We start from the raw sequence: 13,570 nt of genomic DNA, 5'->3' as shown, positions 1-13,570 counted from the left end.
TCATGTGGAACCCGGCCCGACCGACTTCGGCGCGGGCCGGCCGTCTGGGGCCTCACCGTACGACGTGGCGGGCTCTGCGGCCATCGGTAGCGCGCTGCTGGTGTCGCTGCCCGGCAACGAATACTGGAAGTGCGCACGTGTGCGGCGCCGGAGCGGAACCGGGCCAGGCTGCCCGCGTATGACCGGCCGAGCGCTGTGCTCGCCGTTGTTGCGCAGCACTTGCAAATGATTCGTGAGCCATCCGTTGTAAAGCGCGACCGCGGCGGCGCGATTGGGCGCACCAAGTTGCTGGAATATGCTCGTCAGGTGGATCTTGACCGTACCTTCGCTAATGCCGAGCGTGCGCGCGATCATCTTGTTGGTGCTGCCCATGTGCACGCAGCGCATGATCTGCTCCTGCCGCGGTGACAGCCCGCCCGAGAGTTTGTTGCGGCGGGGCGGCGGACTTTCTTCGTCGAACGTACGGATCGCGGTGTCGGTCGGCAGCGGCGGATCGATCGCCAGCGCGCCGGGCGGCACGTAGTGACCTCCGAGCAGCACCATTTCCAATGCGCGCACGATCAGGCAGGGATCGGTGTCGCGTGGAACAACGCCGAGCACACCTTCGTCCATCAGCGCGCGCACGAGCGCGGGCAAAGTCCCGTCGGTGAGCACGCTGATGCGCAGGTCCGGAAAGTGGCTGAGCAACGCGCGCACCTGTGCAACCGACATCCAGTCCTCCCAGTCGATCACGACGAGATCAGGCCGATAACGCTTGAACGGACGTTCGAGCAGACGCCATTCATCGGCTTCTGTGAAGCGCGCCAGCCGGTCGATCTGCCGCAGCAAGGCTTTGAGTCCATCACGTCGTTCTGCGTTTGAATTGAGAATCGCGAAGCGCATGCATGTCTCCAGATGTATCGGGCGAAATGGCGCGACGCATCTGTGGGACTCGTGGAGCTGACTCGATCACGGCGATGCGTCACCGTGCCTATGATGACAAATTCCGTCCGTTTTGACGGCTGTCCAAAAGGCATAAGAAATGCGGACAATCAACAAAAAAGCCCCGTACATACGGGGCTTTTTTGCGATAAGGCCGGGATTTCGACTTCGGTGTCAATGGAAATGGGGTTGCGCGGGCTCGGCGTCTTCGGGCATTTCCGCGTGGACGATTTCGCCGAGCGGGTCCGCATACAGCGGCACGCCGCAGTCGTCGCAATATTCCGGCTCGAAGCGGCCCGCGTGGCGGCGCACATCCGTGATGCCGGTTTCCTTGAGCAGCGCGACGATTTCCTCGAGCGGTTCGTCCGAGCCGGTGATTTCCTCCGGCTCCTCGTCGATGCCCGCCTCGCCGTTTTCGCGGCCGTAGAGTGGCCACACGACACCGTAGATCACATCGTTGCTGCCCTTGCGCGTGAAGCCGACGCGGTACTCGTCGATGCGCCGTTCGCCGAAGCCGGCGACCACCGCGCGCAGATCCTGCGGCGCCGCGCCAATAGTGTCGAAAAGATAACGCACGGCGGTACGCACGGTGTGCGGACGCACACTTTCATCGGCGTCGCGGCACGCCGAGTAGTACGCATCCGGCAGCAGACATTCGAATTCGCAGCCCGGCAGCACAACCGACAGATTCGCGCCGCCTTGCTTGGCCCATTGCTCGAGACATTGGCCGCGCTCGATGCGAGTGCCGTGCTCTTCTTCCTGCCAGCGGAACGTCGCGTCGCCGACGGGCGCGGCGACTACGGCGAGCAGAAAGCGCGGGTCCGCCAGAATCGGCGAGGTCTCCGGCAATTCGCCGAAATTGAGCTTCGCGTTGCCGCCGCTGACCGCGGCTTGCGCAAGTTGCTGGGCGATGCGCCACGTTTCGACGTGATGGCGCGGCAACTGGTCGATGCTGTACAGGAACGGAGCCATTGCCACGCGCGTGTTGGCGGCGAGCACGTGCGCTTGCAAGTGTGCGCGCAGGGCGTCGGCGGCGTCGGACTTGAGCGGACCGGACGGAATCACGTAGCGGGTCCAGGCGAGCACGGGCGCGGCGATCAGCAGCGCTTCATAAGACACGCCTTCATGTTCGATCACGAACGATTCGCTGTGCGTTTCCGCCATGTCGGCCAGCGCGCCGTAGGCATCCGGATGGTTTTGCTGCAGATGGTCGAGCGCGGCGTCCAGCGTAGTCTGGTTGGCGTTGCGCACGACCTTGGTCAGCAGCGCGTCGAGCTTCGCTTCCCAGAAGCGATCTTCGGTACGGCTGCCCGACGCGAAAAGCGCGAGCGAGAGACCGACGAGCTTGTCGGCGTCGGGAGGGAGACGTTTGGCGATTCGCGAGCGCATAAATCCAGAAAAAATGGGGGCACGGAACCTTATATTGTAGTCTTTTCCAGGCAGCTATATGTATTGGTCAGCAATCTCCGGGCAATTTGAGCCCTTTCATCTCAAAAATGCGGTCGCCACCGGCACAGTCGCAAGCGACTCGCAACAGCCTGGCCGGATGGTATAAGACACCCCGGACGCCCGACTCGCTTCTATACTGACGGCGTCCAGCGGGCGCCTGACGGGCGTGCGTCATGTCATTGCCACGGTCTGGCGCAACAGGAGATCCATCGTGAAATCTGACCAACTGATCGAGCGACTTGCTGCGGTATTCGCATTGATTGTGCTCGTGGGTGGGTCGTTGCTGGTACTGGCGCCCTTTACGACCGCGCTGCTGTGGGGCGCCATCCTCAGCTACAGTTCCTGGGGACTCTACCGGCGACTCACTGGCGTGGTCGGCGGGCGGCGCAAGCTGGCCGCGACCTTGATCGTGCTGATTATTCTGGTCGTGGTGCTCGGGCCGTTCGTCTATGCAGGTTTCGCGTTCGGCGCGCATGTTCACGACATCGTTGCGCTGGTGCAAAGACTTTTCGAGTCGGGGTTGCCCGATCTGCCGCCGTGGGTGCAGCGGATCCCGCTGGTTGGTTCGAGCATCGAGGCCTTTTGGGAGCGCTTGACCAGCAGCAATTCCGAGTTGATCGCGCAATTGCGCACGCTCGCCGCGCCGGCTGGGAAGTGGATTCTGGCGGCGGCGCTTGCGGTGACGCATGGGCTGGGGCTGCTGGCGTTGAGCATCGTGCTCGCGTTCTTCTTTTATACCGGTGGCGAGGGGGCGGCCGCCTGGCTGAACGCCGGCATGCGTCGGGTAGCCGGTGAGCGCGCCGAGTATCTGCTGGCGCTGGCGGGCAGCACGGTGAAGGGGGTGGTCTACGGGATTCTTGGTACGGCCCTCGTACAGGCGGTTCTCGCGGGATTCGGTTTCTGGATGGCGGGCGTACCGGCGCCGGCGCTGCTCGGGCTCGTGACGTTTTTTCTGTCGGTGGTGCCGGGCGGTCCGGTCATTGTCTGGTTGCCGGCAGCGATCTGGCTGTATCAGGGCGGGTCGACTGGATGGGCGATTTTTGTGGTCATATGGGGCCTGCTGGTAGTCGGCATGGCCGACAACGTCATCAAGCCGATCCTGATTGGCAAGAACAGTGACATGCCGTTGATTCTGGTGATGCTCGGCATCCTCGGCGGCGCGTTTGCGTTTGGTTTTCTTGGTGTTTTCATCGGCCCAACGTTGCTGGCGGTCGCTTATACCGTGCTGCATGATTGGACGATCGGCGCATCCGCCGCCCAGACGCTGGCGCCCGAAGTGAAAACACCAGCGATAGACGATCCGGGCCGTATGGAAAAGACCCCCTAAGGAAAACCCTAGGATTGCGCTTGCAAGTTCTGGCTGCGGCGACTAGAATTCCGCTCTTTCGTGCTCCGGACGCCGGGGTGCGGAGAAGCGGGAAGCCTTTGATGGCGAGGGTTTCAGCGGGGTGGGCCGGTTAAGCGGGCGACAAAAACCTGTTGACGATCCGGCGGAAGTTCTCCATAATCCCGTTTCTCTGCTGCAGACGCAGCGACGCAAACGAAGCAGTGCCGGGCAGGAGTGGTTCAGGCGCGGCGGGTTTGGCGGACCGATCTTTAAAAACTAACAGCCGATAAGTGTGGGCGCTTGATGCGGAATGCGGCGGCGGATTCTCCGGAGTCTGCTGCCAGGCAGAAGTATCAGCAGCCTCACACAGTATTAGAGGAAGGTTTGTCTGTCGAAAGGCGGACTGATCATCGTCAGTACGTTGAGTGAGCGACCGGGTTCGAGAGAGCCCGAAAACAGTAACAGGTTTGAACTGAAGAGTTTGATCCTGGCTCAGATTGAACGCTGGCGGCATGCCTTACACATGCAAGTCGAACGGCAGCACGGACTCCGGTCTGGTGGCGAGTGGCGAACGGGTGAGTAATACATCGGAACGTGTCCTGGAGTGGGGGATAGCCCGGCGAAAGCCGGATTAATACCGCATACGCTCGGGAGAGGAAAGCGGGGGATCTTTCGGGACCTCGCGCTCAAGGGGCGGCCGATGGCAGATTAGGTAGTTGGTGGGGTAAAGGCCTACCAAGCCGACGATCTGTAGCTGGTCTGAGAGGACGACCAGCCACACTGGGACTGAGACACGGCCCAGACTCCTACGGGAGGCAGCAGTGGGGAATTTTGGACAATGGGCGCAAGCCTGATCCAGCAATGCCGCGTGTGTGAAGAAGGCCTTCGGGTTGTAAAGCACTTTTGTCCGGAAAGAAAACCTCGTGGCTAATATCCGTGAGGGATGACGGTACCGGAAGAATAAGCACCGGCTAACTACGTGCCAGCAGCCGCGGTAATACGTAGGGTGCGAGCGTTAATCGGAATTACTGGGCGTAAAGCGTGCGCAGGCGGTGCTGTAAGACCGATGTGAAATCCCCGGGCTTAACCTGGGAACTGCATTGGTGACTGCAGCGCTGGAGTATGGCAGAGGGGGGTGGAATTCCACGTGTAGCAGTGAAATGCGTAGAGATGTGGAGGAACACCGATGGCGAAGGCAGCCCCCTGGGCCAATACTGACGCTCATGCACGAAAGCGTGGGGAGCAAACAGGATTAGATACCCTGGTAGTCCACGCCCTAAACGATGTCAACTGGTTGTCGGGCCTTCATTGGCTTGGTAACGTAGCTAACGCGTGAAGTTGACCGCCTGGGGAGTACGGTCGCAAGATTAAAACTCAAAGGAATTGACGGGGACCCGCACAAGCGGTGGATGATGTGGATTAATTCGATGCAACGCGAAAAACCTTACCTACCCTTGACATGTATGGAATCCTGCCGAGAGGCGGGAGTGCCCGAAAGGGAGCCATAACACAGGTGCTGCATGGCTGTCGTCAGCTCGTGTCGTGAGATGTTGGGTTAAGTCCCGCAACGAGCGCAACCCTTGTCCCTAGTTGCTACGCAAGAGCACTCCAGGGAGACTGCCGGTGACAAACCGGAGGAAGGTGGGGATGACGTCAAGTCCTCATGGCCCTTATGGGTAGGGCTTCACACGTCATACAATGGTCGGAACAGAGGGTTGCCAAGCCGCGAGGTGGAGCCAATCCCAGAAAACCGATCGTAGTCCGGATCGCACTCTGCAACTCGGGTGCGTGAAGCTGGAATCGCTAGTAATCGCGGATCAGCATGCCGCGGTGAATACGTTCCCGGGTCTTGTACACACCGCCCGTCACACCATGGGAGTGGGTTTTACCAGAAGTGGCTAGTCTAACCGCAAGGAGGACGGTCACCACGGTAGGATTCATGACTGGGGTGAAGTCGTAACAAGGTAGCCGTATCGGAAGGTGCGGCTGGATCACCTCCTTTCCAGAGCTATGCATTCACTGCATTCAAGTGCTCACGCTTATCGGCTGTGGTTAATGGCAGCAACGCAGACAGACAGCAGGGGTCTGTAGCTCAGCCGGTTAGAGCACCGTCTTGATAAGGCGGGGGTCGATGGTTCGAATCCATCCAGACCCACCAGTGTCGTGTCGGGTGAGCTGAAGGGCTGGGGCCGCTGGAATGGCTGTGGGACAGGGGGATTAGCTCAGCTGGGAGAGCACCTGCTTTGCAAGCAGGGGGTCGTCGGTTCGATCCCGTCATCCTCCACCAATCCTCAATGCGCAGTGTTCTGCCTGCAGGCAGAGCGTTGCGCATTGGCGATTGAGCCAGTCAGGGCGGTATGAGGCAGAGGCTTCATACCGGCTGTCGTTCTTTAACAATCAGGAAGAAGTAGTAAAGAGATTCACGAAAGCATGCCTGGAGATGGGTGTGTGAGTAGGTGAATCAGGGTTGTGATTGTATCGATGTATTTTAAAGGTGATCGAGAGATCGCTTTGGAATACGGCGCAACACGAATACTCAACCTGTAGCGAGTGCGTCTGTCCCCTCCGGGGATGGGACCCACGTAAGCGCTCAAGCGCTCACGTGGGTCGACCCAGAGACACACCCGTTATAGGGTCAAGCGAACAAGTGCATGTGGTGGATGCCTTGGCGATCACAGGCGATGAAGGACGCGGTAGCCTGCGAAAAGCTCCGGGGAGCTGGCAAACGAGCATTGATCCGGAGATGTCCGAATGGGGAAACCCACTCCTAATGGAGTATCCGCAGCTGAATCCATAGGCTGCGTGAAGCGAACGCGGTGAACTGAAACATCTAAGTAACCGCAGGAAAAGAAATCAACCGAGATTCCCAAAGTAGTGGCGAGCGAAATGGGATCAGCCTGTACTCTTTATTCTCATTGTTAGTCGAACGCTCTGGAAAGTGCGGCCATAGCAGGTGATAGCCCTGTAGACGAAAACAGCGGGAAAGAACTGGGTGTACGAGAAGTAGGGCGGGACACGTGAAATCCTGTCTGAAGATGGGGGGACCATCCTCCAAGGCTAAATACTCGTGATCGACCGATAGTGAACCAGTACCGTGAGGGAAAGGCGAAAAGAACCCCGGGAGGGGAGTGAAACAGATCCTGAAACCGCATGCATACAAACAGTCGGAGCCTCTGCGAAGGGGTGACGGCGTACCTTTTGTATAATGGGTCAGCGACTTACATTCAGTGGCGAGCTTAACCGATTAGGGCAGGCGTAGCGAAAGCGAGTCCGAACAGGGCGTCCAGTCGCTGGGTGTAGACCCGAAACCAGGTGATCTATCCATGGCCAGGTTGAAGGCACGGTAACACGTGCTGGAGGACCGAACCCACTAACGTTGAAAAGTTAGGGGATGAGCTGTGGATAGGGGTGAAAGGCTAAACAAACCTGGAAATAGCTGGTTCTCTCCGAAAACTATTTAGGTAGTGCCTCGTGTATCACCTTCGGGGGTAGAGCACTGTCATGGTTGTGGGGTCCATTGCGGATTACTACGCCATAGCAAACTCCGAATACCGAAGAGTGCAATCACGGGAGACAGACATCGGGTGCTAACGTCCGGTGTCAAGAGGGAAACAACCCAGACCGCCAGCTAAGGTCCCCAAATATGGCTAAGTGGGAAACGAAGTGGGAAGGCTAAAACAGTCAGGAGGTTGGCTTAGAAGCAGCCACCCTTTAAAGAAAGCGTAATAGCTCACTGATCGAGTCGTCCTGCGCGGAAGATGTAACGGGGCTAAGCCATATACCGAAGCTGCGGATGCACAGTAATGTGCATGGTAGGAGAGCGTTCCGTAAGCCTGCGAAGGTGCACTGGAAAGTGTGCTGGAGGTATCGGAAGTGCGAATGCTGACATGAGTAGCGATAAAGGGGGTGAAAGGCCCCCTCGCCGTAAGCCCAAGGTTTCCTACGCAACGTTCATCGGCGTAGGGTGAGTCGGCCCCTAAGGCGAGGCAGAAATGCGTAGCTGATGGGAAGCAGATTAATATTTCTGCACCATTGTGAAATGCGATGGGGGGACGGATCGCGGAAGGTTGTCCGGGTGTTGGAAGTCCCGGTCCTTGCATTGGAGAAGGCGCTTTGGCAAATCCGGGCGCGTAATTCAAGGGTGCGAGGCGAGCCACTTCGGTGGCGAAGCAACTGGAAGGGGTTCCAGGAAAAGCCTCTAAGCTTCAGTTTCACAGTGACCGTACCGCAAACCGACACAGGTGGGCGAGATGAGTATTCTAAGGCGCTTGAGAGAACTCGGGAGAAGGAACTCGGCAAATTGGTACCGTAACTTCGGGATAAGGTACGCCCTGGTAGCCTGACTGGCCTGCGCCAGAAGGGTGAAGGGGTTGCAATAAACTGGTGGCTGCGACTGTTTAATAAAAACACAGCACTCTGCAAACACGAAAGTGGACGTATAGGGTGTGACGCCTGCCCGGTGCCGGAAGATTAAATGATGGGGTGCAAGCTCCTGATTGAAGTCCCGGTAAACGGCGGCCGTAACTATAACGGTCCTAAGGTAGCGAAATTCCTTGTCGGGTAAGTTCCGACCTGCACGAATGGCGTAACGATGGCCACACTGTCTCCTCCCGAGACTCAGCGAAGTTGAAGTGTTTGTGATGATGCAATCTCCCCGCGGCTAGACGGAAAGACCCCATGAACCTTTACTGTAGCTTTGCATTGGACTTTGAACCGGTCTGTGTAGGATAGGTGGGAGGCTATGAAGCGTGGACGCCAGTCTGCGTGGAGCCGTCCTTGAAATACCACCCTGATCTGTTTGAGGTTCTAACCTTGGCCCGTGATCCGGGTCGGGGACCGTGCATGGTAGGCAGTTTGACTGGGGCGGTCTCCTCCCAAAGTGTAACGGAGGAGTACGAAGGTACGCTAGGTACGGTCGGAAATCGTGCTGATAGTGCAATGGCATAAGCGTGCTTGACTGTGAGACTGACAAGTCGAACAGGTGCGAAAGCAGGTCATAGTGATCCGGTGGTTCTGTATGGAAGGGCCATCGCTCAACGGATAAAAGGTACTCTGGGGATAACAGGCTGATACCGCCCAAGAGTTCATATCGACGGCGGTGTTTGGCACCTCGATGTCGGCTCATCTCATCCTGGGGCTGTAGCCGGTCCCAAGGGTATGGCTGTTCGCCATTTAAAGAGGTACGTGAGCTGGGTTTAAAACGTCGTGAGACAGTTTGGTCCCTATCTGCCGTGGGCGCTGGATATTTGAAGGGGGCTGCTCCTAGTACGAGAGGACCGGAGTGGACGAACCTCTGGTGTACCGGTTGTCACGCCAGTGGCATCGCCGGGTAGCTATGTTCGGAAGAGATAACCGCTGAAAGCATCTAAGCGGGAAACTCGCCTTAAGATGAGATATCCCCGGGGCTTCGAGCCCCTTGAAGGGTCGTTCAAGACCAGGACGTTGATAGGTCAGGTGTGCACGTACAGTAATGTACTGAGCTAACTGATACTAATTGCCCGTAAGGCTTGATCCTATAACAGGTGTGTCTCGACCCGCGTTAGTGCTTCAGCACTTGCGCGGGTCCGATCCCCGAAGGGGATTGGTGTGAACTCCCGCGGGAGCTAACAGAAACGCACGGTTGGGATTCAGTGTTGTGCCAGAAACAACACAACCCCCCACACGAATCCTTTACGCTTCTTCCCGATTGGCTGTGGCGCAACCGGTTGACTCCAACCCCCTGCGACGCAGCAACCCGTCATGCCTGATGACCATAGCGAGTCGGTCCCACCCCTTCCCATCCCGAACAGGACCGTGAAACGACTCCACGCCGATGATAGTGCGGATTGCCCGTGTGAAAGTAGGTAATCGTCAGGCTCCCCCCACGTCAGAAACCCCACCCGCCGCGGTGGGGTTTTTGCGTTTACGCGGCCCAAATCAACAGCAACATCGACAGAGATGATTGTAAGGTAAGCGCCCGGTGAGTAAGCACCTCACGACGACCGTCGTAGACGGCGGCGAGAACCGACATCAAAGTGGTGCCCATCATTTTCGATTTGATGGACATCACTGTGACAGAGTCGGAAGCCAGGCCGGGTAGCCGCAAGGGACGCCCGAATTATGATCGCGAGTTTCGACGCCGGCTTGCGGCCGCGGCATGTGAGCCTGGTGCGTCGGTCGCGAAGCTGGCGCGGGACAATGGCATCAATGCAAACATGCTGTTTGCCTGGCGGCGTCGCTATCGCGAGCAATTGCAGGCGGAAACGACGTGCCTGATTCCAGTGGCGGTGGTTCATGAGACGCCGCCGCAGCGCGTGGCGATGCCCCCAGATGCAAGGGACGTCTGCAACCGGACTGCACGAGCCGGGACGATCGAGATCCGGTTCGGTGACGTGGTAGTCAAGGTCAACGGCGTTGTCGACGCCGACACGCTACGCGTCGTCCTGGGGAGCGTGCGATCGTGATCTCTCTACCCACGGGTACACGCGTCTGGCTGGTGGCAGGCGTCACCGACATGCGCTGCGGGTTCCAGGGGCTGGCGGCAAAGGTGCAGACGGCGCTCGAGGACAATCCGCTGGGTGGCAACGTGTTCATCTTCCGGGGCCGGCGCGGCGATCTCGTGAAGGTCATGTGGGCGACCGAAGACGGGCTCTGGCTTCTTGCGAAGCGGCTTGAGCGTGGTCGCTTCGTCTGGCCACACGCCGATGGCGGCAAGGTCCATCTGACGGCGGCGCAACTGTCGATGTTGCTCGAAGGCATCGATTGGCGGCAGCCGCGTCGTACGGCTGCGCTGTCGATGTTGTAAACCGCGAGGAAGGCTCGTAAACTGCGCCACATGTCGAACGGCGCTGAACTTCCTGACGATGTTGCAACCCTGCGGGCCTTGCTGGTCGAGGCGCGTGCCCAGCTTGCCGAACGCGATCTGGAGATCGGGCAGCTCAAGGCGCAGATCGACAGGCTCAAGCGCATGCAGTTCGGACGCAAGTCCGAGCAGTTGGACCGGGAGGTCGCGCGGCTCGAAACCGCGCTCGAGGACTTGACCGGTGAGCGTGGTGTCGCTGATGTGCGACGCGCCCACGAATCAGGCGCGAGCACGCCTGTGGGCGACGCATCGCCGAAAGAAGCGCTGCCGCCGCATCTGCCACGCGAAGAACGCGTACTCGACGCCGACGCGACCTGCCCGAAGTGCGGCAGCGCCATGCAGCCGCTCGGAGAAGACGTGTCCGAGCAGCTCGCCCGCGTCGCGGCAATGTTCAAGGTGATCCGCACGATCCGGCGCAAGACGGTCTGTCCGTGCGGCCACCACTTCTCGCAGCCGTCCATGCCCGGCCTGCCGATCACGCGCAGCATTGCCCATCCGAGCCTGCTGGCCGACATCCTCGTCTCGAAGTACGCTGACCACGCGCCGTTGTACCGGCAGTCGCAGATTGCCGCGCGCGACGGCGTGAAGCTGGATCCGGCCAGCATGGGACGCTGGGTCGGCCAGTGCGAGGCCCTTTGCGTGCCGCTGACCGAGGCGCTGCGCCGCTACACGGTGGCACCGTCGAAGCTGCACGCGGATGACACGCCGATCCCGGTGCTCGAGCCGGGCAGGAAGAAGACAAGGACCGGGCGACTGTGGGTGTATGTGCGCGATGACACCCGTTCGGGCTCGACCGAACCGGCCGCGGTGTGGTTTGCTTACTCGCCCGACCGCAAAGGCATCCACCCCCAGACCCATCTCGCTGGATTCGAGGGCATCCTGCAGGCCGACGCCTACAGTGGCTTCAACGAACTGTACGAGAGCGGCAAGATCCGTGAAGCTGCATGCTGGGACCACGCGAGACGGTACCTCTACGACGTGCATGCCCGAACGCCTACCGAGGCGACCCGAGAGGTGCTCGAACTGATCGGTGGACTTTACGGCATCGAGGCGGACATCCGTGGCAAACCCGCTGCTGAACGGCTGTGCCTGCGGCAGGAGAAAAGCGTGCCGCTGCTCGCGACCATCAGGACGTGGATGACGGACAAGCTCGCAACGCTGTCGAAGAAATCCGAACTGGCCAAAGCGATCCGTTACTCGCTCAACCAGTGGGACGCGCTCGCGCTGTACTGCGAAGAGGGTCGTGCTGAGATCAGCAACGCCCTGGCCGAAAACGCGCTGCGCTGTGTGAGTCTGGGCCGCAAGAACTTCCTGTTCGCCGGCTCCGACAGCGGAGGCGAGCGGGCAGCCGCGATGTACGGTCTGATCGGCACATGCAAGCTCAACGGGATCAACCCGCGCGCCTACCTCGAATACGTCCTGACCCATATCGCTGACCATCCCATTAACCGCATCGACGAACTGTTGCCCTGGAACGTGGCCACGAAGCTGCCTCGGCAGTCTGGCCCATCGGCGTCTGCTGACACGTAACCCGATTCCCGATCATGCCTCACGCGGGCGCCGCGTTGCGGACGGCCGTCGCGAGGTGCTTACGCAAAAAGAACAGGGTTTCCACGCCATCGCTGGACTCGCCCCTGCATAACCGGACACGCGGTCACGCTTAGGTTAGTGAATTTGCTTGCTGGCGAAACTCGCGTGGCGAGCGGTATTTCAGAGCGCTGCGCGGATGCGATTCGTTGTAGTGGTCGAACGCGATGGCCAGGTTTTGCAGCGCCGTCCTGGCGTCAGGCTTGGGCATCCACGAGACATAATCGCGCTTCATCGTTTTGACGAAGCTCTCGGCCATCCCGTTGCTCTGCGGACTTCTGACGGGTGTCGTGACGGGCTTCAGGCCGATTGCCCGCGAGAACTTCAGCGTCTCATCGGCAATGTAGCAGGAACCGTTGTCACTAAGCCACTCGATTTCATTGTCGGTTCTCAGCGCTCCGTGGAAGCGGTTCTCGACGGCCTGAAGCATCACGTCACGCACCATGTCACCGGTGTAGCCGCCCGTGCTCGCCACCCAGCTCATGGCCTCGCGGTCGCAGCAATCCAATGCAAAGACGACGCGCAATGGCGCACCATCGTCACAACGGAATTCGAAGCCGTCCGAGCACCAGCGCGCATTGCTTCGCTCCACCGCGACCTTGCCGTCGTGCCGGCGTGCGGACTGGGCATGACAAGGCCGGCGCTCGAGTAGCAGGCCGTAGGTACGCATGACCCGATAAACCCGTTTTGCATTAACGCGAGGTTGGGCCTGCGCGTCCCGGCTTCGCCGCAGCAGCGCCCACACACGCCGGTAGCCGTAGGTGGGCAGCTCGGCAACCAGCCCCCGAAGCTCGGTGACCAGCGGCATGTCGTCCAGGGCTGGCGTCTTGCGCTGGTCGACCCACTCGGCGGGGCGCTTCGATTTGACCGCAAGATTAGAGCGCGACACACCCAGGACTTCACAGACCGTCTTCATCGGTCGTCCCCCGGCAGCAATGGTGAGCGCGCAATCAATTTTTTTGCCCGGCCGTACTCCACTGCTTCGCGGAGGATTTCCACTTCCATGGTCTTCTTGCCCAGCAGCCGCTGGAGTTCGCGAATCTGCTTCGTCGCTTCGACCAGGTCGGAGGCTGGCACCACCTGTTCGCCGGCACTCACGGCTGACAGGCTGCCATCCTGATACAGCTTGCGCCAGGCGAACACCTGGTTCGCATTCACCTGATGGCGACGGGCTACCCCGGAAACGCTCGCTCCGGGTTCGAAGGTCTCACGCACTATCGCGAGTTTCTCCTCGACAGAGCGGCGCCGGCGCTGTTCCGGCTGGGTCAGAACCTCAACGGGTTCTACATGGGAGCTAGGCTTAAACATAGGCGGAAGACTACCTTAAAGTTTAAGCGTTACCTCGTGTCCGGTTTTCGACGGGGCCGTTCCAATCGCGAACAGGATTTCGGGGTGGCGGCGACGCGGGTCAACGGTGGCACGATCGACGGTTTTGTCGGGAGTGC

7 protein-coding genes, 2 tRNA genes and 3 rRNA genes are annotated in these 13,570 nt (G+C 59.7%); 9 read left to right on the top strand and 3 right to left on the bottom strand.

Features of this window, described 5'->3' with window-relative positions; all coding sequences use genetic code 11:
- Positions 1-882 (bottom strand): response regulator transcription factor, encoded by an 882-nt coding sequence (locus tag OKW44_RS21725; RefSeq protein WP_018420045.1) that lies wholly within the window; start codon positions 880-882, stop codon positions 1-3.
- A gap of 213 nt (positions 883-1,095) precedes the next feature.
- On the bottom strand, positions 1,096-2,310 hold the full coding sequence (locus OKW44_RS21720; protein WP_018420046.1) for a DUF2863 family protein: 1,215 nt from the start codon (positions 2,308-2,310) through the stop codon (positions 1,096-1,098).
- A 271-nt stretch (positions 2,311-2,581) separates the two neighbouring features.
- Between OKW44_RS21720 and OKW44_RS21715 the strand changes: the two genes are divergently transcribed.
- The 9 genes from OKW44_RS21715 (at position 2,582) to tnpC (ending at position 12,068) form a co-directional block, all read left to right on the top strand.
- Positions 2,582-3,697: an AI-2E family transporter gene (locus OKW44_RS21715; RefSeq protein ID WP_018420047.1), complete on the top strand. Its 1,116-nt coding sequence runs from the start codon at positions 2,582-2,584 to the stop codon at positions 3,695-3,697.
- Positions 3,698-4,166: 469 nt separating this feature from the next.
- Positions 4,167-5,699, top strand: a 16S ribosomal RNA gene (locus OKW44_RS21710).
- Positions 5,700-5,778: 79 nt separating this feature from the next.
- Positions 5,779-5,855: transfer RNA gene (locus tag OKW44_RS21705), tRNA-Ile, on the top strand.
- Positions 5,856-5,908: 53 nt separating this feature from the next.
- Positions 5,909-5,984 (top strand) — tRNA-Ala (locus OKW44_RS21700).
- Between the two features lie 346 nt (positions 5,985-6,330).
- Positions 6,331-9,212 (top strand): 23S ribosomal RNA (locus tag OKW44_RS21695).
- Between the two features lie 227 nt (positions 9,213-9,439).
- Positions 9,440-9,553, top strand: a 5S ribosomal RNA gene (rrf, locus tag OKW44_RS21690).
- Together the 16S, 23S and 5S rRNA genes with 2 tRNA genes alongside form the textbook arrangement of a ribosomal RNA operon.
- A 194-nt stretch (positions 9,554-9,747) precedes the next feature.
- Positions 9,748-10,140 carry an IS66-like element accessory protein TnpA gene (gene tnpA / locus OKW44_RS21685; RefSeq protein ID WP_280783934.1) on the top strand — a complete coding sequence of 131 codons (393 nt, stop codon included), beginning with the start codon at positions 9,748-9,750 and terminating at the stop codon, positions 10,138-10,140.
- A complete protein-coding gene (tnpB, locus tag OKW44_RS21680; protein ID WP_026225368.1) occupies positions 10,137-10,481 on the top strand; it encodes an IS66 family insertion sequence element accessory protein TnpB in 345 nt (114 codons plus the stop codon). The genes tnpA and tnpB overlap by 4 nt, the downstream gene beginning before the upstream one ends.
- Positions 10,482-10,511: 30 nt before the next feature.
- The gene (gene tnpC, locus OKW44_RS21675) at positions 10,512-12,068 is read left to right on the top strand and encodes an IS66 family transposase (RefSeq protein ID WP_280783932.1); all 1,557 of its coding nucleotides are present in this window, start codon (positions 10,512-10,514) and stop codon (positions 12,066-12,068) included.
- A gap of 130 nt (positions 12,069-12,198) precedes the next feature.
- On the opposite strand, the gene OKW44_RS21670 is transcribed toward tnpC, so the two are convergent.
- A protein-coding gene (locus OKW44_RS21670; RefSeq protein ID WP_085952325.1) for an IS3 family transposase occupies positions 12,199-13,433 on the bottom strand; the annotation gives its coding sequence in 2 pieces (ribosomal slippage) (positions 12,199-13,079 and positions 13,079-13,433; 1,236 coding nt in all).
- Between the last annotated feature and the right edge of the window lie 137 nt (positions 13,434-13,570).

Origin of the sequence: Paraburkholderia lebeckiae, from assembly GCF_050436325.1 — a bacterium.
GTDB lineage: Bacteria > Pseudomonadota > Gammaproteobacteria > Burkholderiales > Burkholderiaceae > Paraburkholderia > Paraburkholderia tuberum.
Note: the sequence above shows the minus strand (reverse complement) of the source record. Positions and strands in the feature narration are given on the sequence as shown.